General features: G+C 56.5%; 23 protein-coding genes. 7 read left to right on the forward strand and 16 right to left on the reverse strand.

Annotation, left to right across the window (positions count from 1 at the left end; genetic code table 11):
- Positions 1–95: 95 nt before the first annotated feature.
- From C3B54_RS06145 to C3B54_RS06190, 10 genes are all read right to left on the reverse strand, one after another.
- Positions 96–1,184 carry an aminopeptidase gene (locus C3B54_RS06145; protein ID WP_104913713.1) on the reverse strand — a complete coding sequence of 363 codons (1,089 nt, stop codon included), beginning with the start codon at positions 1,182–1,184 and terminating at the stop codon, positions 96–98.
- Positions 1,181–2,698, reverse strand: a complete 1,518-nt coding sequence (locus C3B54_RS06150; protein ID WP_104913714.1) for an FGGY-family carbohydrate kinase — start codon at positions 2,696–2,698, stop codon at positions 1,181–1,183. The genes C3B54_RS06145 and C3B54_RS06150 overlap by 4 nt, the downstream gene beginning before the upstream one ends.
- The gene (locus tag C3B54_RS06155; RefSeq protein ID WP_158665569.1) at positions 2,695–3,516 is read right to left on the reverse strand and encodes a BtpA/SgcQ family protein; all 822 of its coding nucleotides are present in this window, start codon (positions 3,514–3,516) and stop codon (positions 2,695–2,697) included. Before C3B54_RS06155 ends, C3B54_RS06150 begins: the two co-directional genes overlap by 4 nt.
- 36 nt (positions 3,517–3,552) lie before the next feature.
- The gene (locus C3B54_RS06160; protein ID WP_104913715.1) at positions 3,553–4,431 is read right to left on the reverse strand and encodes an NAD(P)-dependent oxidoreductase; all 879 of its coding nucleotides are present in this window, start codon (positions 4,429–4,431) and stop codon (positions 3,553–3,555) included.
- 29 nt (positions 4,432–4,460) lie between these two features.
- Entirely contained in the window at positions 4,461–5,078 is a 618-nt protein-coding gene (locus C3B54_RS06165; protein ID WP_104913716.1) for a DAK2 domain-containing protein, read from the reverse strand.
- A gap of 9 nt (positions 5,079–5,087) precedes the next feature.
- Positions 5,088–6,089, reverse strand: coding sequence for a dihydroxyacetone kinase subunit DhaK (locus C3B54_RS06170; RefSeq protein ID WP_104914306.1), 1,002 nt, complete (start codon positions 6,087–6,089; stop codon positions 5,088–5,090).
- A 5-nt stretch (positions 6,090–6,094) separates the two neighbouring features.
- Positions 6,095–7,183: an ABC transporter permease gene (locus C3B54_RS06175; protein ID WP_245867835.1), complete on the reverse strand. Its 1,089-nt coding sequence runs from the start codon at positions 7,181–7,183 to the stop codon at positions 6,095–6,097.
- Between the two features lie 5 nt (positions 7,184–7,188).
- A complete protein-coding gene (locus C3B54_RS06180; protein WP_245867836.1) occupies positions 7,189–8,235 on the reverse strand; it encodes an ABC transporter permease in 1,047 nt (348 codons plus the stop codon).
- Positions 8,232–9,728 carry a sugar ABC transporter ATP-binding protein gene (locus C3B54_RS06185; RefSeq protein WP_104913717.1) on the reverse strand — a complete coding sequence of 499 codons (1,497 nt, stop codon included), beginning with the start codon at positions 9,726–9,728 and terminating at the stop codon, positions 8,232–8,234. The genes C3B54_RS06180 and C3B54_RS06185 overlap by 4 nt, the downstream gene beginning before the upstream one ends.
- A 128-nt stretch (positions 9,729–9,856) precedes the next feature.
- Positions 9,857–10,930, reverse strand: coding sequence for a substrate-binding domain-containing protein (locus C3B54_RS06190; protein ID WP_245867838.1), 1,074 nt, complete (start codon positions 10,928–10,930; stop codon positions 9,857–9,859).
- Positions 10,931–11,132: 202 nt separating this feature from the next.
- Here C3B54_RS06190 and C3B54_RS06195 point away from each other — a divergent pair, with 202 nt between their 5' ends.
- From C3B54_RS06195 to C3B54_RS06225, 7 genes are all read left to right on the forward strand, one after another.
- On the forward strand, positions 11,133–11,867 hold the full coding sequence (locus tag C3B54_RS06195) for a DeoR/GlpR family DNA-binding transcription regulator (protein ID WP_104913718.1): 735 nt from the start codon (positions 11,133–11,135) through the stop codon (positions 11,865–11,867).
- Positions 11,868–12,054: 187 nt separating this feature from the next.
- Positions 12,055–13,599, forward strand: a complete 1,545-nt coding sequence (locus C3B54_RS06200) for an FGGY-family carbohydrate kinase (protein ID WP_104913719.1) — start codon at positions 12,055–12,057, stop codon at positions 13,597–13,599.
- On the forward strand, positions 13,599–14,588 hold the full coding sequence (locus C3B54_RS06205; RefSeq protein ID WP_104913720.1) for a sugar-binding transcriptional regulator: 990 nt from the start codon (positions 13,599–13,601) through the stop codon (positions 14,586–14,588). The genes C3B54_RS06200 and C3B54_RS06205 overlap by 1 nt, the downstream gene beginning before the upstream one ends.
- Entirely contained in the window at positions 14,585–15,628 is a 1,044-nt protein-coding gene (locus C3B54_RS06210; RefSeq protein WP_104913721.1) for an alcohol dehydrogenase catalytic domain-containing protein, read from the forward strand. The genes C3B54_RS06205 and C3B54_RS06210 overlap by 4 nt, the downstream gene beginning before the upstream one ends.
- 32 nt (positions 15,629–15,660) lie before the next feature.
- On the forward strand, positions 15,661–16,536 hold the full coding sequence (gene lsrF / locus C3B54_RS06215) for a 3-hydroxy-5-phosphonooxypentane-2,4-dione thiolase (protein WP_104913722.1): 876 nt from the start codon (positions 15,661–15,663) through the stop codon (positions 16,534–16,536).
- Positions 16,537–16,829: 293 nt separating this feature from the next.
- On the forward strand, positions 16,830–17,804 hold the full coding sequence (locus C3B54_RS06220) for a ribokinase (RefSeq protein ID WP_104913723.1): 975 nt from the start codon (positions 16,830–16,832) through the stop codon (positions 17,802–17,804).
- Between the two features lie 127 nt (positions 17,805–17,931).
- Positions 17,932–18,204: a hypothetical protein gene (locus C3B54_RS06225; protein ID WP_104913724.1), complete on the forward strand. Its 273-nt coding sequence runs from the start codon at positions 17,932–17,934 to the stop codon at positions 18,202–18,204.
- A 50-nt stretch (positions 18,205–18,254) separates the two neighbouring features.
- Here the strand turns inward: C3B54_RS06225 and C3B54_RS06230 are convergent, their stop codons facing one another.
- From C3B54_RS06230 to C3B54_RS06255, 6 genes are all read right to left on the reverse strand, one after another.
- Positions 18,255–18,503, reverse strand: coding sequence for a hypothetical protein (locus tag C3B54_RS06230; protein WP_104913725.1), 249 nt, complete (start codon positions 18,501–18,503; stop codon positions 18,255–18,257).
- A gap of 187 nt (positions 18,504–18,690) precedes the next feature.
- Positions 18,691–19,923: a CaiB/BaiF CoA transferase family protein gene (locus C3B54_RS06235; protein ID WP_104913726.1), complete on the reverse strand. Its 1,233-nt coding sequence runs from the start codon at positions 19,921–19,923 to the stop codon at positions 18,691–18,693.
- 17 nt (positions 19,924–19,940) lie between these two features.
- The gene (locus tag C3B54_RS06240; RefSeq protein WP_104913727.1) at positions 19,941–20,984 is read right to left on the reverse strand and encodes an ABC transporter permease; all 1,044 of its coding nucleotides are present in this window, start codon (positions 20,982–20,984) and stop codon (positions 19,941–19,943) included.
- 20 nt (positions 20,985–21,004) lie between these two features.
- A complete protein-coding gene (locus tag C3B54_RS06245) occupies positions 21,005–21,787 on the reverse strand; it encodes an HpcH/HpaI aldolase family protein (RefSeq protein ID WP_104913728.1) in 783 nt (260 codons plus the stop codon).
- 64 nt (positions 21,788–21,851) lie between these two features.
- Positions 21,852–23,474 (reverse strand): ABC transporter substrate-binding protein, encoded by a 1,623-nt coding sequence (locus C3B54_RS06250; RefSeq protein WP_104913729.1) that lies wholly within the window; start codon positions 23,472–23,474, stop codon positions 21,852–21,854.
- Between the two features lie 76 nt (positions 23,475–23,550).
- Positions 23,551–24,309, reverse strand: coding sequence for an enoyl-CoA hydratase/isomerase family protein (locus C3B54_RS06255; RefSeq protein ID WP_104913730.1), 759 nt, complete (start codon positions 24,307–24,309; stop codon positions 23,551–23,553).

Here is a 24,309-nt window from a genome sequence, read left to right on the forward strand (position 1 = left end):
CCAAATGGCTAGGTCGTCCATGCGCCTCACGGCTAAGAGAGGACCGCGGTTTTCAGCCTCCTGTGCCCAGAAAAAGCTCCCCTACAGCGCACGGTTCAATCGGCGAACGGTGCCAAGAGTGCCCCTGGAGCGCCTCCGCTGATTAGGGTTCCCACATCGGACTCAACGGCGCCCCCCTGGCTTCGCAAATCCTTCACGATATCCCAGTGGATAGACGACTCGTTAATACCGCCACATTCAGGGTAAGCGCGTCCCAGGGCAAGATGCATGGTGCCCATGATTTTCTCGTCGATGAGGAGATCGCCCGTGAACGTTCTGATCAACGAGTTGGTTCCTATTCCCAGTTCACCGACCCGTCTCGCACCCGGGTCAGACTCCAGCAGGGTGGTGACGAAGTCGGCCCCTTCAGACGCTTCGGCCGAAACCACCAGCCCGCGCTCAAAAACCAACCGAAGGTCGGAAATTGCCACTCCTGCAAACCAGAATGTCCCCGGAAAGGTGATGTGGCCATCGACCTCGTCATCCAACGGCGCCGTGGCCACTTCTCCATCGGGCAGGTTAGCTTCGCCTGCAAACCCCACCCAAGAGCGCCCTTTGACGCCAAATGTAAGGTCGGTATCGGTAGAGGTCACCCGCACCCACGTCGCCGAGTTCAAGTGCTCGCAGAGATCTGACTGCTGACTCGATAGCGCATCCCAATCAGCCAATGTCCCAGCGAAGAACTCCTCCTGGACCTGAGAAAAGTCTTCGCCAATAAAGTCGGCCCATTCAGGGGTGGGGACTCTCACTAGACACCAACGCGTGCTCTCCCAGCGGGCCTGGGACACAAGGCCTTTTCCTCGCCGCTGCAGTGCGGAGCGCCTCGGGCTCAGATTCGGCCCGGGAGGCACCATCGAGCGAAAAGATACGTGAACGTCCGACCACTCCATCGCGGCCAGCTCGAGACCAGGCGCAATGTGGAGCACCTCATCTGGAAGGTGTCGAAGCGCGGCCCGATCAAATTCATCAGTAGTGAGCAAAACCGCCGGCTCAGCACCGCAGCGATAACATTCCTCCACAAAGGCTTCTACTGCAGGCATCGCGCCGGCATCGGTCATGAAGATGGACGCTTTGTCCCCCGCGGAGAGCTGTGTCCCGCGGGCGAGCTGCCTGGCAAGGTCGGCCCATCGTGAATCAGGACTCACCCCCTGACCGCCCTACGGTGCGACAGTTGCCTAGTTGCTTCATAGAGTTCACGGTAGTCAGCATGATCCGCGACGAGTACAGCGGAGATTGCTGGGTCGGGTTCTTGCCGGGCTTTCACCCGAATCCATTCCATGCACTCTTGGGGGCTCGAGAAACGCCCCGACGCATAGGCCGCCAGAACAGCATCACCGAATGCGGCTCCCACACTTTCAATAGAGACTTGATCTTTGCCGGTTACCGCCGAAACCGATGCGAGCAGGATGGAATTCTTGGTGCCTCCGCCGATTGCGGTAATCGTGCCCGTGGGTAAACCTGCATCATCGAAACTGAGGAAAGCATGTGACAGAGAGTGAGCAATTCCCTCGATTGCCGCTCTGGCCACATCCGCGCGGGTATGACCGAGCGTCAACCCGTGAATGACACCTCGAGCCAAGGGGTCCTGAAGAGGCGTACGCTCACCGCTGAAATGCGGAAGCATCAAGAGGCCTCTCGCTCCGGGAGGCGATTGCTGGGCCAATTCGATTAGCGCGGAAAACATCGCGGCATCCCCTTGGGTTGAGTCCAAGTCAAGCAAATCGGCGACCCAGCGGGTGATGGTGCCAGCGGTTGCCGTTCCGGCAGCCGCAACGAAGGTGCCTGGGAAGACAAATGGCGCCGCCCACAGATCAGCACTGGGTTGTGGTGCCGCCAAGACGTTAATCATGTACCCGGCGGAACCGTACTGCATCATGATGTCGCCAGCTGCGACCACTCCTGCGCCGACTGCTTCTGCCGGTGAATCGGTAGTCCCCACTAAGACAGGAACACCCTCGGGAACCCCGGTTTCCACAGACGCTTCAGGTGTGACCGTTCCGGCAATTTCGGTTGCCCAGGTCACACGGGGAAGCTGAGCTAGCTCAACAAAGTCTTCACACCCGGCTACGTCCCATTGCTGGGCGCCTAGATCGTAGAGCGGATGGAAATACCCGGCGGTGCCGTGATCCATCGTGACTTCACCGGTGAGTTTCGCCACCAGATAACTCTGACTGGTGACATACCACCGTGTTTTTGCCGCAACCTCAGGCTCATTACGTGAAATCCACATAATCTTGGGCCCTGCGGACTGGCTGGTGAGACTATTGCCGCTACGACGGCTGATTTCTTCGTCGCCCAGTCGGTCGCGAAGCAATTCAATCTCTTCGTTTGCGCGGGTATCCACGCCGTAGAGAATTCCGGGTCGAAGTGGACGCAAATTCTCATCTATTGGGAGGACACATGGACCGATCGCACTGACCGCCATTGCTTGGACGACCGTGTTCTTAGCCCCGTCACTTGCCATCAGGTCACGACAGACAGCAGCAACCTCAGCCCACCACACCAGGTCGGCGTCTTGTTCGACGTGTCCGTCGGCCGGCGTGGAAATGCCGTGGCCTCTGGTGGCCATTGCGAGGACTGTGCCGGCGTCATCGACGAGGACCCCTTTGGTTTCAAAGGTGCCGACATCGACTCCGAGGTAAGACTTCGTCGGACTCATTTGCCCGCTAGATCGGCTCTCAAGCGTGTCACTTCAGCCATTAACCGCTCCACTCGAGTGGTGTCTGCTTCGTTCTCAAACACGCCGTCCCTCTTGAAGTAGGTTCCAACAACGGCCGCATCCGCAATGGACAGCAACTCGTAGGCGCTGTCCTCACGAACACCGGTGTTGACGATGACCGGGGTGTCCCCTGCATAGTCCTTGACCCGCTGGAGCACTGTTGCATCTGTGGCCGCTCCTGCCGTCAGGCCGGAGACACACAAACCGTCAGGCTTGCAATTGAACACCGTAGATTTCGTGATCTGTTCAATGCTTCGCTCACCTAAGTAACTAGCGGCTTCGGGAACAATGTTGTACAACAAACGAACGGCCTGGCCATCGACTGCTCGCTGACGCCTTGCCGTCCTTCCCACGTTGGTGTTCCACAGGCCAAAGTCTGACGCGTAGACGCCGGTAAAGATTTCTCGGACGAATGATGCCCCAGTCGCCACTGCTAGATCGATGGAGGCTTGAGCATCCCACAACACGTTGACCCCGAAAGGTATCGACAATTCGTGTGAAATTTCGCCAATGATCCTCGCCATCGATATGGCGGTGATCGGCTCCGTCTCGGTTAGGTAGGGGAGGCTGAATTCGTTGGAAAACATCACGGCATCAACACCACCAGCCTGAAGGGCCAGCATCTCTTTCCGAGTTGACTCGACAAGATAGGCCATGCCGGAAGCACTGTCGTAGGACGGATCCCCCGGCAGAGGCTTCATGTGACACATCGCGATGACAGGCTTGGGCGCAGAAAATACTTCGGTTAACCAGGACAAAGTGAACTCCAGGGATCGATAATGAGGCGGTGGACGTTAGGAAGCGAGGTCGACGCCACCTTCTTTCGAAAGCGCCTTAATCAATGCCGATGCGTTCTCTTCGCCCCAACCTTCTGCGATGGCTTTCTCGATAGTGGTCCTCGTTGACCGAGTAGCCGGCACTGGTGCACCGAGGCGCTCGGCAAAAGCGACCACGAGGTTCGCGTCTTTCAACATCCACTTCAGAGCGAAGCTTGGAGAATAATCTCCAGCGACCACAGCGGCACCTACTCCGTCAAAAATGGGCGACTTGAAGTCGGTCACCTTGAGCACACCGAGCACATCAACCAGGTTCAGGCCGGCTTTTTTCGCTAGCGTCAGTGATTCACCCAGAGCTTCGAGTTGCGCAGCCACGATGAGGTTGCCAACCAACTTCATCTTTGCACCGCTGCCCGATTCACCCATGTAGTGAGTTGTTTCGCTGATGGGGTCCAATACTTCTGCCGCGCTCTCAAAGACCTCACGGGGACCTCCCACCACAATCCATAGGCCCCCAGCATTCGTTTCTCCTTTGGAGCCGAACACCGGCGCGTCCAAGAACTTGACGCCTTTTTCCGCAAATGCAGCGGATTCCTTGGCGGAAGTCTCAGGATCAATCGTCGAAAGATCGATGACGACCTGTGAACTCTCAACGTTCGCCAACACTCCCTCAGGGCCGAAGACAACATCTTCCACGGCCCGGTCATCGCCCAAGCAATACATGACGTAATCCGCGCCACTCATGGCTTCTGCCATGGTTGCCGCAGGTTCTGCTCCTAGAGCGCGAGAATCAAAGGGCGTGCGATTCCAGGTCTTCACCGTGTGACCGGCCTTGGCGAGATTGAGGGCCATTCCCTGACCCATTGTGCCCATGCCGATAAATCCGATTTGTGCCATTTCCTGCTCCTTTTCTCAAAAACTCGCTACTAGTTGGCGTTCGTCTTCTGCCAAGAACGCAATAGATACCAAAAGGCGGTGGCGCCTGGATCCTGGAGCCCGATGCTGCGCTCCTGAAGCCATGAGGCGCGACCCCTCATGGACTGCATACTCTTCGTGTCTTGAACAGCTTTCTCAGCGGCAGCGACAGCGCTGGGGAGTGCGTCATCGACCGAAGCTGCGTCACCAAGTGCTTCGGCAGCGGGGTAGATGGCGTCAAGTATGGTCTTATCCCCCACTTGGGAACGCCCTCGCTTTGCGATGCTATCCGCCGCGGCCTGAACGAAAAGGGCAGCATCAGCCACACTGATGGTGTCCTTGCCTTCCCACGTCTTCGAACCAGCGAGGAGGCCTCCCGCGACCAAAGCCGCCATCGTGGAAGGGTTCGCGTCGGCAAAAGTCGCCGCACACGTCCTCGCGATGTCGGTGGGTGTTGCGGTTTCAGGAAGCCCATCCAATGCGTCGATTACCGCTCGCGATCCGGCAGCGACCGTAATTCCCAGGTCACCGTCGCCCAACGCGGCATCAAGGTCTCGCAGTTCATTTTCATAGTCGACGAGATCCCCAAGGGCGTTCTTGATGGCAATTTTTAGTCGTGCAGAATCCATTTCGTGGACTTAACCTTCCTGGAAGAACGGTGACTGAGCGGGTGCATCGAGTAGTGCCTTGCGGTCATCGTTTAGCGCAAGCAAAGAAATTGATGCTCCCGCCATTTCTAGTGATGTCGCGTACTCACCGACATAGACCTTTTCAACGCTGATTTTTCGCTCAGATAGCACCTGATTGACCCGCCGGTACATGATGTAGAGCTCTTCCAATGGAGTAGAGCCGAGACCATTGACGAGCACTGCAACACGGTCGCCTTCTGTGAGGGACAGGTCAGTCACCAACGGATCGACGAGACGGTCGACAATGGCGTCTGCTGACTCCAGCTCACCGCGGTGAATTCCGGGTTCTCCGTGAATTCCGATACCCACTTCCATTTCACCCTCTGGCAACTCGAAGCTCGCCTGACCTGTCACCGGAAAGATTGTCGGTGAGAGCCCAATTCCCATTGTGGCCGTGTGATCGACGATGTCTTGGGCCACAGCCGCGACCTCTGCCAAACTGTCGCCTCTTTCCGCTGCAGCACCCGCTGCTTTAAACGCAAAGAAAATTCCTGCTACGCCACGTCGATCGCGGGCTCTCTCGCGAGGCTGGCTCGCCACATCGTCGCAGCCAAGAACGGTCTCGGTCGAGATGCCCTCGAGGTCAGCCATATCGGCTGCGAGGTCGAAGTTTAAGACGTCCCCGCCGTAGTTGCCGTAAAGGTAAAGCACACCTGCCCCACCGTTGACAGCTTTGGTCGCTTCAAAACATTGCTTCGCCGAAGGCGAAGAAAACACGTTTCCGATGGCTACACCAGAAGCAAGACCCGTTCCCACGTACCCTTTGAACAGGGGCAGGTGCCCAGATCCTCCTCCGGTGACGATACCGACCTTGCCGGCGACCGGAGCATCCGCTCGAACCAGGATCCGAGGATCATCGGTGGGGGTTTTCACCAACTCGGGGTGCGCGAGGACGATTCCCTCGATCATTTCGTCTACGAAGGCCTCAGGGTCATTAATGATCTTTCTCATGACGCTCACACTTCCTTTCTTCTCAATTTGAAACGGCTTAACTTAGGCGCTCGTGTCTTACGTCGCGAACTGAGGAAATCCAGAACCATTACGACGATGAGGATTAGACCCTGGGTAATGGCGTACTCGTAGGCCGACAGGCGCACCGCGGTAAAACCGCTCGAGACGACCTGCAGAGTCAGCGTCGCCAGCACTACACCCCAGACTGTGGCAAATCCTCCTGCGGGGTTGGTCCCCCCGAGCACCGCAATCACAATGGCAAGGAGGAGATAGGAACTGCCGTAGTCCGCGCTGGAGGTGGGGTTTCGAACAAGGAACAAAATCCCAGCAAAGCCTCCCAATAATCCCGTGACGATGTAGGTCCTCATGAGGACTCTGGAGGTATCAATTCCTGAGTACTTTGCCGCCACTGGATTGCTCCCAAGGAGCTGTAGCTTTTTGCCCAGTGATGTTTGGTTGAGAAATACTCCAACACCAAGTGCGGTAAGCAGGAAGAGCACAAAAAGCGTGGGGACGTAAAGAATCCCGCTCTTTCCCACTGCGGTGAGTGCCTCTGGGGCGCCGTAGAGCGTACTTCCACCCGTCCACACAATCGCAAGCCCGTTCAGGATCTGCATGGTGCCGAGTGTTGCGAGAATCGGAACGATTTGAAGTTTCGCGATCAAGAACCCATTAAACGCTCCGGCTACGCCCCCCACCACTAGGCCTAAGAGAACAATAAAAGGCATTGCTTCTGCCGCTGCTTGGGGGTCTTCAGCAGCGAGCGTCGAGTAAAGAGTGGTGATCGTAATCGCTGACATGTTTGCAATAGCGATGAGGGAAAGATCAATACCCCCCGTAAGCATCGCCAACATCATCGCAATGGCGATCACTCCGATTTCCGGCGATGCAATCGAAATGTTCTGCAGGTTTACTGGGTTGAGAAAGATTGCCGGTTGCAACACGGTGAAGAATGCGAAGGAGCCCAGCAGGATCACCAACATTCTCGTCACCGAGCTGTGTTCCTGGGTTCGGCTTAGCATCCCCCGCAGCGATGTCTCGATTCGGGAGTTAGCCAGCGCGAGAGTTTTGGTTTCAGTGTTTTGTGAAGCCACCGGCCCTACTCCTTTTCCGTATCTTCGGTCACGTGCGATTTCATAGACTGCCGCCTGGCTGAGAGCGCTTGAATTCCCACACCAACCAGCAGCAAAACGCCGACTGCGGTGCGCTGCCAGGACGTGGGGACTCCCGCCAGAATCAGGCTGTTGTTGATTACCTGTATCAACAACACGCCCAACACTGTGCCAAACACAGACCCGCGACCACCAAAGACTGACGCTCCGCCCAAGACCACCGCGGCAAGGACGTCAAGCTCATTGCCTACAAGGTCTTGAGGGTTGGCTGCCCGGCCCAGGGTGACGTGCAGGAATCCGCCTATTGCGGCCAACGCGCCCGCGAGCATGTAAATGTAAAACTGCGTGCGCACGACCGGGAATCCAGCACGACGGGCTGCTTCCATGTCGCCACCGATTGCGTAGACGGCTCGTCCGAACATGGTCTTTTTCAGTACCCAGGCCACCAGAATCAAGATGATGGCGACCGGGATGACCAGGACGTGAAGGTTTGCCACCCCCTGATCTTGTGGGATGGACAAAATGTTGGTTGTGGCCACACTGTCCATGCTCGGCGGAAGGTTGGCGATGTACTTCGAGCCCACGTAGGCCAACAGGATGCCTTTAAAGAGACTCTGGGTTCCCAGGGAAACAATCAAGGTAGGTAGCCGGAAAAGGCTAATGACAAAGCCGTTGAAGGCGCCAAGTAACAAACCAAAGAACAAGGCAATGAGAATGATCACGATGAGCCCGGGGTCACCCCCACCAGACTGGGCAATAACCACTGAGGTGTAGCCCGCGAATATTGCGATCGCCACAAACGACACATCAATTCCGCCCGAAATCATGATGATCAACACCGCAAGGGCCAAAATCAATGGAACAAGCACACCCCGGAGAATCGAGAAAAGCGTGCTGACCGAGAAAAATACGGGGTTTAGTGTGCCAATCACTAAGACCAGTGCAGCAAGCACGAGAAGGAGGATGCCTTCGTTGTTAGCGCCACGAAAACGCTCAACAAATTGGGCCACTGTTGACATTCGTGAGTTGCTCATGCTGCAGTTTTCTCCTGAATCGTCCCGACGCTGACTTGCTCACTGGTGAGTTCTTCCACAATTCGTCCCTGTTTTACTACCAACACTCGGTTGCACACCGCCACGAGCTCGGCGGCGTCGTCGGATATGACGATGATTCCCATCCCGCCCGCTGCTTCTGCTCGAAGAATTTCCAAAATCTGTTCCTTCGAACCAATGTCAACACCCACCGTGGGTCCGTTGAGGATCAACACTTTCGGCCTGGTGGCGATCAGCTTGCCGATCACGACGCGCTGGGCATTTCCCCCAGAGAGGCTTCGCACCTTTGCCTCAGTACTCGCTGCCTTGATTCGGAGCCGGTCAAACATTTCGGAAATGGTCTGTTTCACTCGGGCCGAATCCAGCAGGGGCCCCCGTCCTCGGTGTGAGTCGAGGGAGCTTGCGATCAGGTTTTCTCCGACGGAGCGCTCAAGAAAGAGACCTTGCGAAAGGCGATCCTCCGGTAGGTAACCGATTTTGGCCCGCAGAGCATCCCTGATGCTCCGAATTTTCACGGTCTTTCCATCCACTTGCACGGTGCCCGCTTTCGCCGGCCGCACTCCAAAGAGAGCTTCCGCGATTTCGGTCCGACCGGAGCCAAGAAGACCTGAGATACCCACGATTTCTCCCGGATGAACAGTGAAACTGACTCCTGAGAATGCCCCGGGGAGGTCCAAGCCTTCTACTGAGAGAAGCGGCGGTGACTGATAATCCGGAGTACTGACGTTTCGCACTTCAAGTACTTCCCGTCCGGTGATGTGTTTCACCAAGGAGGCACGGTCGAACTCTTCAGCAGGACCAGAGATGATGTGTTGTCCGTTTCGCAGAATGGTCACATCTTGAGAAACCTCTAGCGCCTCTTCCAACTTATGGCTCACAAAAACAAGTGCCACCCCGCGCTGCCTGAGACGGTCAACGAGCTTGAAGAGATACTTCACTTCGCTGTGAGTGAGGGCGGTTGTCGGTTCATCCATGATGATGATGCGGGCGTCGTTGACGAGTGCCCGACAAATCGCTGTCAGTTGTTTGTCAGCGACGGAGAGGTCTTCCACGAGGGTGTCAAGGTCGAGTGAAAGTCCGAGCTCGGCGACGATCGCGGATGCTTCTTCGCGGGCTTTGTTCGATGAGTAGAGCTTGGTTTTCCGCGCGACCTGTGCAGTGATGGAGATGTTTTCTGCCACTGAGAGGTTCGGAAAAAGGGAAAAGTCTTGGTAGATCACTTGGATTCCGGCGAGGATGGAATCGACGGGATTCAGTGCGGCTTGGACTTCGCCGTCAATGATTACTTGTCCAGAATCTGGGCGTTCTACACCCGAAATAATTTTGATGAGGGTTGACTTCCCGCATCCGTTCTCACCGGCGAGGCAGTGAACGTGTCCTGCGACGAGGGACATCGACACGTTGTCGAGGGCCTTCACCCCACCGTAAGTCTTGATGATGTTCTTTACTTCAAGAACCGGCGCCGTCTTACTCATTGTCGGTGATGTCCCTCACGGTCGTTGTGCTGGATGAAATTCTTTACCTTCCCCTCAAGGGAAGTTGGACCCGGGATCTCAATGAGTTCCGGGTCCAACCTCCCTATCAGGAAGCTCTAGAGAGCTCTTTAGAAGGGGTACTGCGATGCGTTGTCGGCGTCCACGATAACCGCGGCTTCACCAACCCACACGTTGTCGAAACCGTCGAGCTGCGAGAGGCTGTTGTAGCCCTCAATGCCCAGGTCGGTTCCTGCACTGATTGTTCCTCCGTCGGCGAGGATCTGTGCGATCGCCAACTGGGCTTCACCGGCGAGCGCCGGGTCCCAGAAGAAGATCTTGTCGATCGAGCCGTCTTCGAGGTACTTGGTTGACACTGACGGAATGCTGGTTCCCATCACACACACGGAATCCTGCAGGCCAGCTTCCTGAACGGCGCGTCCGATACCGGCCACGTCTGTTCCAGCTGAACCCTGGAAGCCCTTGATGTTCGGGTACTTAGCAAGGATTTCTTTCGCGCGCTCGTAAGCGACGGTCTCGTCTTCCTTACTTTCGATGGGCTCCTCCACCAGGGTCATACCCGGGTAGTTGGCAGTCTGCGATGCAAGTGCACCCTCAACCCACTGCATGTGGCTCTGAGCGGTGTACCCACCGACAAACTGAACGTACTCGCCCTCTTCTTCCATGCACTGGGCCAGGTTGTCCATGATTTGCTCGCCGTACCAGGTGTTGTCGAAGGCTTCGATTACGGCGTCAGCGTTTTGCATGCCAACCGCTTCGTGTCCCACAACAATGATGCCGGCAGCTTGGGCTTCACCCAAGACTGTCTCCATCGCCTCGATGGAGTTCGGAACCACACCGATTGCGGTGGGGTTCTGCGCAATCAGGTTCTGCACAATGGCGACCTGCTTTTCAGGGCTGGCGTCGTCTCCACCATCCTGTCGGGCGTCGATTCCAGTGCGCTCGGCAAAGGCAACGACACCCTCTTCCATGCGGTCGAACCAACCGATACCGGTGAGCTTCACAACCACAACCATTGACTGGTCTGACGCGGCTGCACTGCTTTCTTCACTGGTGTTCTCGTCTGCCGAGCCCTCATCGACTGCAGCCGTGTCGGCTTCGGTCGAGGTGCAACCCGAGAGTACGAGAGCTGCTGCTCCCAGGACCGCAAGTCCGGTCCATTTCTTCGTGAACTTCAAGATCACTCCTTCGTGTTCATAAGGCGTAGCGAAGATATCTAACCTCCTGGCCCGCTACCAACCAGAGTGTCCTCACTGTAGGGTCTGGTTTTGCCCGATGTCAATCACGCTCCTGCACGTTTCGTGCAAAAGTTGTGCATCGTGGCCGAAATGTTACCAATTCCCCGCTATCGTGGGGTTCACATCTGGATAGCTTCAGGAGGACGCAGTGAAGCGGCAATCTCAAATCCTTGAATCGATCCAGCAACACGGTTTCCGATCAGTACGAGATCTGGCAGACGAGTTGCGGGTCGACGAGTCGACCATTCGCCGCCATCTCGCGAAACTCGACGAGCTGCAGCTCATTGAGCGCTCTTATGGCGGTGCGAGAATTCAGCTCTCGGCCGACGAGGCAGAACCCCCCACGCCCCACATTCGTGAGAAGCGCCTGATCGGCCGAGCAATGGCTGACAGAATCCGCGAAGGTCAGGTCGTGCTACTCGACAGTGGGACCACAACGCTGGAAGTGGCAAAGGCACTAGAACACGCCGAGCTGACTATTGTGACCAACGATTTGCGAATTGGATTAGAAGTCGCCAAACGACCGGGAATTCAACTCGTGTTTATCGGAGGCGAGCTCCTTCCGGAGTCGACCAACATGTGGGGCCCGACCGCAGTGGAACAAGTTCAACAGCTTCGAGTTGATGTGGCCATCTTTGGCGCCGATTCGATCAGCGACAATGGTGCGTTTAGTAACACCAGCTACGAGATTGAACTCCAACGCGCAATGCTCGACAGTGCGAAGGACGCCTTCCTGGTAGCCGATAGTTCAAAATTCCACCGCAGAGCCCTGTTTCGGGTATTTAGCCTCGATAGATTCACCTCAATCATTACCGACAGTTTCCTCAATCCCCTGCGCGCATCCCAACTGCCCTTGCCGGTGATCCGGGCATCCGTGTCATAAATTTCGCAATTTGTCACCAGGCCGTGATCACACGGGTTCCGTGGGCCGGCAAGTCTTGAGGCTTGTGAAGTGCCACGACACTCGCGGTGAAATTAATTGCGTTGTTGCTCAATTTTGTGCACGCTATCGGGTTGTTGACCCTACGCTGAGGGTATCGATTTAGTTAGCAAAGGCAAAGGAGACACTGATGTCCCACGGGCCTCTTCTCATTGGTCTCGACGGCGGAACTGAAGGTTTACGCGTTGGAATTTTCGACACTTCAGGAACCCCCCTCGTCTACGTAAGAAACGCGTACCCCACCAATTTCCTCCGGCCCGGTTGGGCAGAACAAAATCCTGATGACTGGTGGTCGGCCGCCGTTGCTGGTGTGCGCCAGGCAATGCATGAAATACACGCCGAACCCTCTGACATCGCGGCAATCGCGGTAGGAGCCACGAGTTGCACAGTGGTGTGCCTAGATGACTCAGGTCGAGTGATTCGACCCGCAATCATCTGGATGGACGTTCGCGCCGAGCAGGAAGCGGCAGATATTGCGGCCAGTGGTTCGCCATCGCTAGAGCTTTCAGGCCAACACCACGCATCCGCCGAGTGGCTCACCTCCAAATCCCTATGGCTATCCCGGCACGAACCCGAGACTTACGAAAAAGCAAGCTGGATTGCTGAGTACACCGACTACCTCACCTGGAGGCTCAGCGGAGAGAAAGTGGCCTCGCTCAACACCGCAGCGATCCGCGCATACTACGACCGTGAGAAGGGCGGCTGGGCTTCCGAACTGTATGCCCGAGTCGGCATTGCCGATCTCGTCGACAAGCTCCCTGACACGGTGGTACCAATGGGCACCGCCGTGGGAAACCTCACCTCCAGCGCTGCCGAAGAATTAGGGCTTGACCCCAGCACGCGGGTCGTCATGGGCGGGGCAGACGCCTTCGTGGCCCAGGTGGGCCTGGGCGTTGTCAACCCCGGTGCGATGGCGCTCATCACCGGCTCTTCACACCTGCTCCTACTCCAAACGGCAAAAAGAACCCACGGCGAAGGCACCTGGGGCAGCTACCCCGACGCCGTCATCGAGGGCCAGTACACCGTGGAGGGTGGCCAAACCTCCAGTGGCTCGATGGTTGGCTGGTTCCGCAATTTGGTGGGAGGCCAGGCCTCCGAGGAATTCTTCAGGGAGCTCACCTCAAAAGCCGAGCAACTACCGCCCGGCTCCGATGGTCTTCTCGTCTTGGACCACTTCCAAGGAAACCGAACGCCCTATGTCGACGCCCGCTCACGGGGCGCCCTTCTGGGCCTGTCCCTTAGTCACCAACGAGAGCACATTTTCCGCGCAATGATTGAGTCCGTCTGTTTCGGCAGTGAAAACACGATGCGCCGGTTCAAGGAGCAGGGGCACAATATTTCAGAAGTGGTGGTCAGCGGCGGAGCAGTGAATAATCCTTTCTGGTTGGCAATGCACGCGAATGTGTCAGGCGTGCCCCTCCAAGTCACGAAGGTCGCTGAATCGGCGACCTTAGGTCCAGCGCTTTTGGCTGGCGTCGGGGCCGAGATTTTCTCCAGCATCCAAGAAGGTGTCGACCATATGGTCCATGTTGACTATCAAATCCAACCAGACCAGGAAATTACTAAGGCCTACCAGCCGTTATTCGACGAATACCGCGCCGCCTACGATGCCCTCGCCCCGACCCTCCACCGCCTTTCCGCCCGGCAAAAAGGCGAAAGCGCAAGTGGAGCTTGATGGAAACAACCATTGATCGCCGCGATGACCAAGAACTCGCTCGCGTCGCGCATATGCACTTTGTGCAACGACTGGACCAGAAAGAAATTGCCCACCTGATCCATGCGTCCCGGTCCACCGTGTCCCGGATGATTAAAGAAGCCATGAACCGAGGCCTAGTCGAGATTTCGGTTCGCTTTCCTGTTCACAGACGCATGGACTGGGAGCAGCAGCTCGCAGCACACCTCGGCCTGAGCCAAGTCGTCGTTGTTGAGGGCGATGCCCGTTCGGCCCCCAACGTCCGAGATGCATTAGGTCGTATTGGCGCAGGACTCGTCGCAGACTCGCTGCCGAACCCCGGCACATTGGGCGTGTGTTGGGGACGCTCGATCGGTCACGTCGTGGATCACCTGTTTAACCCCACGCAGTCAACCCTCAGCGTCATTCAGATGATTGGATCGATGCGCATTAGCGACGACGCCTCGAACGGGGTGGAGTTGGCCAGAAAAGCGAGCAATAAACTGGGCGCAAAGCTCGAATTGCTGAGTGCGCCCCTCATGCTCGACAGTGTGGCTGCGGCGGAATCACTGCGTCAGCAAAGCGCAGTGTCACATGTGCTTGAGCGCTCAGCGCAAGCAGACGTCGCGCTAGTCGGCCTCGGTGCTTTGGCTCCCGAATCCTCCGCCCTCGTCGGTGCGGGGTACATCACCCAAAAAGACACCGCACAGCTCGCCGGTCTCGGCGCAGTGGGCGATGTCGCCGGAATTTTCATTGACGAACAAGGTGTCCCCGTATCCACCGAGTTTTCCTCTCGAGTCATTGGTGTTGACATCGAAAAGCTCAAAAACATCCCGCAGACCATCTCGATTGCGTATGGCGCGTCAAAGATAAAAATCATCAACGCAGCAGCGCAAAGCGGTTACATCACGACACTGCTGACCGACTCTGCGACCGCCCAAGCACTCTTACCCTCAGTCTCATCAGCACACAAGGAGAACCCACCCACATGAAAGCCGTGCGCTATCACAGCCCAAGCGACGTCCGCGTGGAGGACGTCGACACCCCCACTCCCGGCCCGGGAGAATTAGTGATTCGGGTGGGTGCAAACACTATTTGTGGGACTGATTTAAGAATTGTTCGAGGATTAAAGAAAAAGGGCGTCATCGCGCCCCGAATTCTCGGGCATGAAGTTGCCGGTGTCATCGAAGCAATCGGAGAAGGCGTCGATGCCTACTCCCCCGGTGACACCGTGGGCATATGCCCCACCTACTCCTGCGGTGGCTGTTACCAGTGCCAAAGAGGAAGGGTGCATCTGTGTGAGAACGCCCTCGTCCTCGGTCACCAAACTGATGGTGGCATGGCGGAATTTATCCGCATTCCCGCGAGGGCTGTAGCCGATGGTGTAGTTGTTTCCTACTCCGCCGATCTGGATCCCGCCGCAGCAGCGCTCGCTGAACCGCTCTCGTGCATCATTCATGGCCAACGTTTTTTGAACGTCGGTGTCGGCGACACCGTGCTGGTGATGGGTGGCGGAGCCATTGGATTACTCCACTCCGCCCTCGCCGAACTCTCCGGAGCCCACCAAGTCATTCTCAGTGAGCCGATGGAATTTCGGCGGAACCTTGGGTCCCAGTTTGGGGTTTCGTTGGCAGTCGACCCGACTCAAGAAAATCTTGAAGAGTTGGTGCTGGCAGCCACCAACGGGCAAGGTGCCGACGTCGTCATCGTCTGCATTGGAATACCTGCGTTAGTGAACCAAGCCATGAGCCTGGCAGCTAAACACGGACGGGTCAGCCTTTTTGCCGGTTTCCCTGCAGGAGAAATGGCCTCGGTTGACCCCAACCTGGTTCACTACCGAGAGCTGACAGTAGTAGGAAGCTCAAACTCGACGGTACCCGATTACCAACAGGCAATGGCACTGTTAGAAACCGGCCGAATCGTGGTGGACCCACTGATCACTCACCGTTTCAGTCTCGAAGAATACGACCAGGCGGTGGAGACCATTTCCGCTCCCGACGCCATCAAGGTCGCGATTATTCCCACGCCATAACCAGCAAAAAAGCCACCACTAGAAGGAGAAAAATGCCAGAGGCAGACGACACCGAATCACGTAACTACTTTGCGGACGTTCCCGTGGAAAATCATGGTTTCCACGTGCGAGGAGCAAACTCTTTGGAATGGGGCCAGAAAAACCGCCTCGGACGGATTTTCCGTAAAGAATCGGGAAAGACAGTGATGTTCGCTGTCGACCACGGTTACTTCCAAGGACCCACCACTGGTTTAGAACGCCTTGACCTGACCATTCCGCCCCTACTGGATAAAGCAGACGCTTTGATGGCCACAAGGGGTGCCATTCGCACGTCAGTCGACCCCGCCATGGATAAAGCGATTGTGTTGCGTGCCTCTGGAGGACCCAGCATTCTCAAAGAGCTGTCCAATGAACAGGTCGCCATCACCCTTGATGATGCAATCCGCATCAACGCCTCAGCTCTCGCCGTTCAAATGTTTGTTGGCGGGGAGTTTGAAACCCAATCGATTAAGAACCTCACCACACTTGTCGATGAGGGAATGCGCTACGGCATCCCGGTCATGGGCGTTGTTGCGGTAGGTAAGGAGTTGGTGCGGGATGCGCGCTACTTCCGTCTCGCCACTCGGATGGGTGCCGAACTGGGAGCGCAAATCATCAAGTGCTACTACACCGAAGAAGGCTTTGACACTGTGGTGTCCACCTGCCCGGTGCCCATCGTTGTCGCAGGAGGGAAGAAACTTCCCGAATTAGACGCACTGATTATGGCAAGGCGCTCCATTGATGAAGGTGCTGCCGGTGTGGACATGGGTCGAAACATCTTCCAAAGTGCCAACCCCCGTGCGATGATCACCGCAGTATCGAAGGTCGTCCACGAAGGGATGTCTGCTGAAGACGCCCACGAGCTCTTCAACGATTTGTCGAACCAGTAGAACTAACGGTGGCGGTTTCGGGGGCCAAATAGGCCTCCGAAACCGCCATTTTTCTTCCCCGCACGAGTTTCCAACTTTTCTCCGCCAACTCGCTCCATTGGCTATCCGAGGCCTAAAGCAACAAAAACCGCCGGCGCCCAAGAACGCTCAACACAGCTCAAGAAAGCCCCAAGTCAGCTTCACACGAAGCGCCGAATCAGACTTCGCCGCGTAGGGTCCAATTCCCGTGCTCAATTCCCGTGCCTAATTACTCTGCCCCCTGCGCATCCCCTCGTTAATGGGATAGTGGGGGAATGCACGCGACTCAAGACGACGACAGCACTGGTCGGCCCGTAGCCCACGTAGTGGTCCTCGGAAACACTAATGTTGACCTCGTCGCCTACGTTCCCCGCGAAGTCGCTGAGGGTGAAACCATCATTGCCTCTGATTTCACAATAGGACTTGGGGGCAAGGGCGCGAATCAAGCAGTCGCCGCACGTCGTGCGGGAAGCGCTGTCAGCTTCATTGGGCGTGTGGGCACCGATTCTTTCGGGGAGATGATGCTGGAGGGTCTGTCCCAGGAGGGCATTGATCTTGCACACCTCGAGCAGATTGATGGACCTTCAGGCAATGCAACAATTTGGGTTCAACCAGACGGAGCAAACCGCATCACAGTGTTCTTGGGTGCATCGGGAAAGATCACGCCAGAAGCAGCTGAACACGCAGTGTCAACTCACTCACAGGCGAAGTTCTTCGTCAGCCAACTCGAGTTGGGTCACGACGTTGTACTCGCGGGCTTAGGCAGTGCGAAATCACATGGCATGACCACAGTGTTGAACATCGCGCCCTATTCAGCGCTTTCGCCCGAAATGCTCGAACACACCGACTGGTTAATCGCCAATGAAGGCGAACTAGAAGCACTCCTCACCGACGTAGGAATCGAAACCACTTTAGAGCTCTCGCCGGGAGAACTTATCGAGCAGGTCCCTGCTTGGTCAGAAGCAATTGGCACCAATGTGGTGGTCACCCTCGGCTCACAAGGAGCACTCGGCCATGCCGCCGGCTCCGAGCCATACTTCGCAGAAGCACCCAAAGTCACGGCGATTGACACTGTGGGGGCGGGTGATTGCTTTGTGGGCTACTTCGTCTCGGCCCTGAATGGTGGCCATCCGTGGCAGCAAGCTCTTCGATCAGGAGTTCATGCCGCCTCGGAGAGCGTGCAACGCCTCGGAGCCCAGGCGTCCTACCCTGCAGCGGAAGACGCCAAGCGTTTCACCACAATCAGCTAGTGCACGGAATGTTCATCTGACCTCGGCATGTGACGGGCGAGGAGTGGTAAGAAGACCCCCGTTTGAGCCAACACAGTCGATACTGCGGGGGTAGCGATATGTCTGAGGTGACTGTAAGGCTGTGGGCATGGAAAACCTGATCAGCCTCGGTGCCGGAATAGCCATCATTGCCGCATTGATCTGGTTTGTGAGCAAAGTCCTGTCGATCTGGTCCGAAACATTCAGCACTCCGTCCACTAAAACATTAAGGCCAGCAGAGACCAGCCGTAGCGGCCCAGACGCCAACGGTGACCACCCCGATGGCATGAATGAGGGCGACTTCCATTCAGGCCGTGGCGGTTACGAACCAGGCACTGCATACCCAGATACCCATTACGGGGAGTACGGCCGGGACGAATAGCCTCGCCGCTGAAAAAACCACCGAAGCGGATACCCTGGCCCGCCTTCGGCTTAGCCCGTTACATCAAGGTGCAGTTCATACGAAGCGAGATTCTCTTCGCCGTCTTTTTCCCGGAGGGCAATCGCCGAAGGCCGCCGATCAGGGGTAAGACCGTAATCTTCGATATGCCCCGAAAGGTGCAATTGCAGATACAGCTCGTCAAATAAGCCTGTGGCCTCATCAAGGCCACTACAAATGACGGAGTGGGTTTCCACGCATTCCTCGTCGTCAAAAATCAACCAATACTCAAACCAGTCCATGTCGCCCCCTTTAGCCAAAGAGCACAGACGTTATCGGCAACCACCGACATCCTTTTCATTCGGGACCTAAGGAGTGTCGTTTCCTACCATTCCAACCCGCAAAACCTTCGTTGCGGGTTGGCTAACTCCGCAAAGCAGCTCCCCTTCCCCCGAAGTTAAACCGATCTGGAGTGCACAGATACAGCGCTTATATCGCTTTGTCCGATTTCAGCTCGGCGATTTCCTCTTCGCTGAAACCGGCTTCTTGAAGGACCTCATCAGTGTGCTGCCCGTGAGTGGGTGGCGCAGATCGTATCGTTGCCGGAGTTTCACTCAATACGTAGGGAGGACCGAGGAGTTTGAGGGGTCCAATCGGGCTGGGCACTTCTTGGACCATGTTGTTGTGGGCGACTTGAGGGTCCGAAAAAGCCTGCTCGAGAGAATTGACCGGCGCGACGAACATGTCTTCTTTCTCCATCAACGCCACCCATTCGGCAGTTGTCTTTCGGGCCAAAGCCTCTTCAAGAATCGCCGAAAAGCGTTCCCGATTATTAAACCGAGGCCAATAGCTCGAGTAATCAGGATCCACCGAAAGGTCGTCGATTTCCAAAATCTCACTCAGAATCTTGATTTGACGACCACTCGAGAGAGCGATGTGACCGTCCTTGGTCTTGTAAAACCCGTAAGGGGGTGGGGTGTAAGGGCTCGCATGGGTGGCAGGAGTGCGGTGAGGCTCCCCTGCCGGAGAGTTCAAAAAGTGCACACCCCACTCGGCAAGGGCAGCGAGGGCACTATCAAATAAGCAGACATTTACCCGCTGGCCCTCTCCGGTTTTCGCCCTGTGTACGAGCGCAGCCGCGACAGCAAAAGCACCGTTCATTGCGCCCAAAGTATCGGCTATCGCGGTTCCCACAGGGACAGGACGCCCCTCGCTGTCACCGTTGAGAGCGCCCCAGCCAGTCAGGGCTTCCACCAGCACATCCTGACCCGGTTTGCGGGCGTAGGGCCCGTCTGGCCCGTATCCGGTCGCAGACGCGTAGACCACGGAGGGATTCAGCTCCCGACAACGCTCATACCCCACACCAAGGCGTTCCATGACCCCCGGCCTAAAGTTTTCGTACACCACATCAACCTGAGCCACCAACCGCTCGACCATTGCCACTCCCTTCGGGTGCTTCAGGTCAACGGTGATACTCCGCTTATTGCGATTACACGCCAGGAACCCCGCGGAATACACCTTGGAGTCTTCAGGGTCCGAGCCGTATTTTCCCTTCTCCCCGTAGCGATCATCTGGCCGCCCATCGGGAGTGAAGGATTCGCGCCTCTCTACCTTGATGACGTCAGCGCCCATGTCAGCCAACATTTGCGTGGCATAAGGGCCCTGCATACGTTCCGTAAAATCGAGAACTTTCACGCCCGCTAGGGGTCCGGCAGCTTCCATAACAGATTCCTTCCTCACTACTTGCGGTCGTTGACCTCGTCGGGGATCGTGCGTACTTCGGTGGTGGAGGGGAATGAAGGCTGACCTTTGGGTAGTGGTCGAGCCCCCAGGAGTCTTTGGTTCAATCGTTGCCGACGTTGCACAACTGACGCTCGGGGATCAATCCAGGCATAAGCAAGGTCGACCAGGAGGTTGACGAGGACAACCATCAGGGCAACGACAAAAACGCACGCAAGGATAAGCGGTAGATCGCGTCGTTCAATAGCCTGGATAAAGAGACTTCCAATCCCTGGCCACGCGAAAATCGTCTCGATCACCACGGCTCCGTTAAGGAATGTTGCGAGCTCATCGCCACCGATTGTGATCACTGAAATCATGCTGTTCTTTAGAGCGTGGCGGCGAACGATTTTTCCCTCGCTCATGCCTTGCGCGCGCAACGTGGTGACATACGGCTTTCTCATCTCCTCCACAAGGGAGGAACGAGCCACCTGAGCCAGGCGTCCAATCGGTCGCATCGCCAAAGCGATGGCAGGAAGGACGAGATAACGCCAGTCGCCAGATCCTGAGGTCGGGAAGATTCCAAACTGAACCGCGAGCACGAGGATCAACATGAGCCCCAGCCAGAAGTCGGCAATGGATACCCCCGCAAGCGAGACAGTTGTCAGAAGCCGGTCAAGCCACGAATTAGGTCGCAGCGCCGAAAAGATACCCAGCAAGAGCGCAAGAGGGACGGCGATAGACAGCGTGAAGAAAGTCAAAATAAGCGTGTCTGGCAGCCGACTAAGTACGAGCGGCAGGGCTGGCACCCCCTGCCATAAGGAATTTCCAAAATCTCCCATAAGCCAGCCGGAGAGATCCTGCCAAAGCCGAATAATCAGGGGATCATCTAGGCCCAACCGGATGCGGGTCTCTTGGTACAGCTGCTCACTAGCTTCCGTCGGAATGATCAAACGTGCGGGATCACCTACCTCGTTCACCATGAACCAGACGACAAGAAGGATGAACAAGATGACCAGGAAAGAAAAGCTCAACCGCTTTCCGATATACCTGAGAAATGCCATGGTGTGATCTCCTTTAATAACTAGTAACTGGAGGGCCCGTTGTCGCGGCCGTGGCCGGAGATGAGTGCCTGGTGTTCGTTAATTGCCCAGGCGAAAAGTCCAGCATCAGAGTAGAGAGTGACGAAATTGAAACCTTCGTCCAAATACCGCTTCGCGACATCCCCGTGAGCAGTATGAATGCCTACCGCGGTACCTTGCGCTTGCGCCTTTTGTCTAATCTCGGACACCTGTTTATTGAAGGTCTCTGATTGGCTACCAGGGTTTTCTCCCAGGGCCAGCGCGAGGTCACTTGGGCCAATATAGAGTGCGTCAACTCCCGGAACAGCAAGGACTTCATCGAGATTTGAAATGGCCTGCTCAGTTTCAATCATGATGATGCACAGGATTTTTTCCAACTCGCGCGGATCGGTTGAACCAATAACATCTCTTGCCCGCACCGGTCCGAACGAGCGCTGTCCGTGCGGCGGGTAGCGACACGCTTGGACGGCTTTGCGTGCATCGTCAGCGGTCTCGATCATCGGAACAATCACACCTAGAGCCCCCGCATCGAGGGCGGACATAATTGCCGCGGGTTCATTCCAACGCACCCTAATCAAGGGGACCGCGTCGGTTACGGATATTGCTTGGAGCATGTCGATGGAAGACGAATCATCAATCATTCCGTGTTGTTGATCAATGCACACATAGTCCAGGCCTTGCCTGCCGGCAATCTCAACCAGAAGGGAGCTCGGTATTGTCGCCCATCCGCCAACAGCCTGGCGGCCTTGTGACCACGTCTTCGTCAGTGGGTGTTCAAAACTCATTACATACTCCTTCGTTTGGGTCTGGTACCCAGCGGGCACGAAGCCCGCTGGGTACCAGGGGAAATTACTGGAGGGTAATTTCCTTCAACAGAATGAATCCATCTGCGCGGGGCTCCCAATCCACTCGGTCACTGAGACCGAAGAAGAATGAAGGCTGTCCCACGGGGACGATTGCGACGTCGTTGTAGACGTATTCTGCGAGTTCCTGCAACTTGCTGTCGCGCTCGTCACCGGAGAGCTGAAGCGCTTCTCGGTAAAGGGCATCGACATTTTCGTCACAGTAGGCTGACACCGGACCGTTGCAGGCGTAGTAGCCACCCACACTGGCCGAGTAGTCGAAGAGCTCGTTTCCGTGGAACCAGAAACCAGCCCAACCGCGGTCCTCGGGAATGTTCTCGTAACCGAGAGTCCACTGCTCTTCAGCTGGTGCAGTCTCCAATACGGAAGTGGTGGCGTTTAGCCCTACCGCATTGAGACTGTCAGCAATCAGAGTGGTGATTTCTCCAGCCTTTGGAATAAACCCTTCACGAGCGGCAACAACAATCTCGGCCGACACGTCGACACCGTCAGCGGCAGCTTCGGCAACAAGTTCCGCTGCGCGCTCAGGGTCGTACGGGTAAGGCTCCAGGCTGTCGTTGAAGCCCAGGGTTGTGGGAGCAACAATCTGGGGGACGGTGATTCCGCCTCCAAGAATGTCGTTCATGATGGCCTCTTTATCAAAGGCCAGCGCGATGGCTTCGCGAACCCGAACGTCAGACATCGCGATGTGTGGGGTGTCAAGGCGGAAAATTGCCGTCTCAATGGTTGGCCCACCAACACAGACGTAGTCGCTTGCCGCGTCACAGTCTTCCGGCGTGATCCAGCGAGCAAAATCTGCCTCGCCAGAGGACACCATCGCCGAACGAACGGTCGGCTCCGAACGGAACACGAAGTTGGCCTTCGTGATCTGTTGGGTTCCCTTTGCCTCGTCGCCAGCTGAGTTGCCCCACCAGTCGGGGTTCGGGACCAGAGTGATGCTTGTTCCCCGGTTCCACTCATCCAGCATGTAGGGACCAGTACCCACAGGGTTGGTTTCGTAACCAGCCAGATCCGCCTCAATTGCGGGGAAGGATGGAATGGTGACGAAGTAGAGACGAAGGTCCAAAATCGGGTCTGGATCAACCGTCTCTACGTTGAGGAGATATTCTCCCTCAGCTGTGGCGTTGGTCTGAGAGCCGAGGAAGTTCCGCATCGGGAACCCGTTCTCTTCGCTCAGAACATAGTTCAACCCTGCGGCTGCTGTTTCCGCATTGAAGGGGGTGCCGTCGTGGAACGACACACCTTCACGAAGGGTGAACTGCCAGTTGTTGGGGTCAACCTGCTCCCAGGCCGTGGCCAATTCGGGGACAAGTTCGTTTGTCACCGGGTCACGGTTGATGAGCCCTTCACCAACGTTCCTCAAAATGGGGAAGCCGTCATTGGAATACGCATTCCAGCTTGCAAGGCTTCTGGGCTCTTCGGGCAACACGATAGTGATTTCCGTGTCGGTCGAGCCGGCGGAACTGGAGTCGCCCCCAGAAGTGTCCCCCGAGCTCGAGGTCTCTCCCCCTCCAGCGCAGCCAGCCAGCGCGAGCGCGCTGATGCTGACAACGCCGAGGAGCAGAGTAAGCCGCGATTTGCGACTTGCAGTAGTCGTTACTCTTGGCATTTCTTTCCTTTCCCTTTCGACTCGACAACACAGCTTTGTCCTGTCGAGAATCTGCTGCGAATGCAGCAGAGACCTGTCATTTCTCAAACCTCTTCGTCACTTCTTGGTAGCTCTCCTGGCGATGGGTGAGGTCGCCTCCCATGGCCTGGAACACGCCGACCAGGCTGCGAGAAGAAAGTGGCTCTGGCCTCATTGCCACTTTTGCCAAACGCATTGACGTCAGGCTCTGCCCGCTCAGTTGTGTGGCCAGCGTGAGACCTTTTTCACGTAGTTCGTCGGCAGGGTGGACTGCTGAGACAAGCCCGCGCTGATATGCCTCTTGGGCGGATACCCGACGCCCTGAGAGGACCCACTCGGTCGCTATTCCGACACCAACGACCTCCGGTAAGCGTTGGAGGCCGCCGGAACCGGGGAGACTTCCAAGACTTACCTCTGGCATCCCAAAAACGGCATCCTCGGAGGCGATGCGGATATCGCACGCGAGGGCGAGTTCGAGACCTCCACCGAGGCAGTAGCCGTGGATCAGGGCGATCGTAGGCTTCTTCGACGTTTGGACAATGTTCTTCGTCTCAAAATCCAGTTCGACGTATCGCTGTTCGGCTTCACCCACAAGAAGCCGTATTTCTTTTAGGTCGGAACCGGAACTAAAGGATGGACCTTCGCCTCTGACCACAATGACTCGGATGTCGTCGTCATGGTCGGCATCCCTGATGATTGTCGAGATAGCTCGGTGCATATCGCTATCCATCGCGTTATGCACTTGGGGACGGTTGAGAACGATTTCACCCACTCCGTCGGAGACGGTGAAAGCAATACTGTCCAGGGAGGGCGCCAC

Source organism: Pontimonas salivibrio (assembly GCF_002950575.1).
In the GTDB taxonomy this organism is placed as follows: domain Bacteria; phylum Actinomycetota; class Actinomycetes; order Actinomycetales; family Microbacteriaceae; genus Pontimonas; species Pontimonas salivibrio.

What these genes read in the sequence shown, in the direction of transcription:
- C3B54_RS06180 (WP_245867836.1), bottom strand. Translation starts at nt 8,235, where the DNA reads ATGAGCAACTCACGAATGTCAACAGTGGCCCAATTTGTTGAGCGTTTT.
- C3B54_RS06185 (WP_104913717.1), bottom strand. Translation starts at nt 9,728, where the DNA reads ATGAGTAAGACGGCGCCGGTTCTTGAAGTAAAGAACATCATCAAGACT.
- C3B54_RS06225 (WP_104913724.1), top strand. Translation starts at nt 17,932, where the DNA reads ATGGAAAACCTGATCAGCCTCGGTGCCGGAATAGCCATCATTGCCGCA.
- C3B54_RS06210 (WP_104913721.1), top strand. Translation starts at nt 14,585, where the DNA reads ATGAAAGCCGTGCGCTATCACAGCCCAAGCGACGTCCGCGTGGAGGAC.
- C3B54_RS06240 (WP_104913727.1), bottom strand. Translation starts at nt 20,984, where the DNA reads ATGGCATTTCTCAGGTATATCGGAAAGCGGTTGAGCTTTTCTTTCCTG.
- C3B54_RS06245 (WP_104913728.1), bottom strand. Translation starts at nt 21,787, where the DNA reads ATGAGTTTTGAACACCCACTGACGAAGACGTGGTCACAAGGCCGCCAG.
- C3B54_RS06220 (WP_104913723.1), top strand. Translation starts at nt 16,830, where the DNA reads ATGCACGCGACTCAAGACGACGACAGCACTGGTCGGCCCGTAGCCCAC.
- C3B54_RS06170 (WP_104914306.1), bottom strand. Translation starts at nt 6,089, where the DNA reads ATGAGAAAGATCATTAATGACCCTGAGGCCTTCGTAGACGAAATGATC.
- C3B54_RS06235 (WP_104913726.1), bottom strand. Translation starts at nt 19,923, where the DNA reads ATGGAAGCTGCCGGACCCCTAGCGGGCGTGAAAGTTCTCGATTTTACG.
- C3B54_RS06150 (WP_104913714.1), bottom strand. Translation starts at nt 2,698, where the DNA reads ATGAGTCCGACGAAGTCTTACCTCGGAGTCGATGTCGGCACCTTTGAA.
- lsrF (WP_104913722.1), top strand. Translation starts at nt 15,661, where the DNA reads ATGCCAGAGGCAGACGACACCGAATCACGTAACTACTTTGCGGACGTT.
- C3B54_RS06165 (WP_104913716.1), bottom strand. Translation starts at nt 5,078, where the DNA reads ATGGATTCTGCACGACTAAAAATTGCCATCAAGAACGCCCTTGGGGAT.
- C3B54_RS06200 (WP_104913719.1), top strand. Translation starts at nt 12,055, where the DNA reads ATGTCCCACGGGCCTCTTCTCATTGGTCTCGACGGCGGAACTGAAGGT.
- C3B54_RS06205 (WP_104913720.1), top strand. Translation starts at nt 13,599, where the DNA reads ATGGAAACAACCATTGATCGCCGCGATGACCAAGAACTCGCTCGCGTC.
- C3B54_RS06250 (WP_104913729.1), bottom strand. Translation starts at nt 23,474, where the DNA reads ATGCCAAGAGTAACGACTACTGCAAGTCGCAAATCGCGGCTTACTCTG.
- C3B54_RS06160 (WP_104913715.1), bottom strand. Translation starts at nt 4,431, where the DNA reads ATGGCACAAATCGGATTTATCGGCATGGGCACAATGGGTCAGGGAATG.
- C3B54_RS06230 (WP_104913725.1), bottom strand. Translation starts at nt 18,503, where the DNA reads ATGGACTGGTTTGAGTATTGGTTGATTTTTGACGACGAGGAATGCGTG.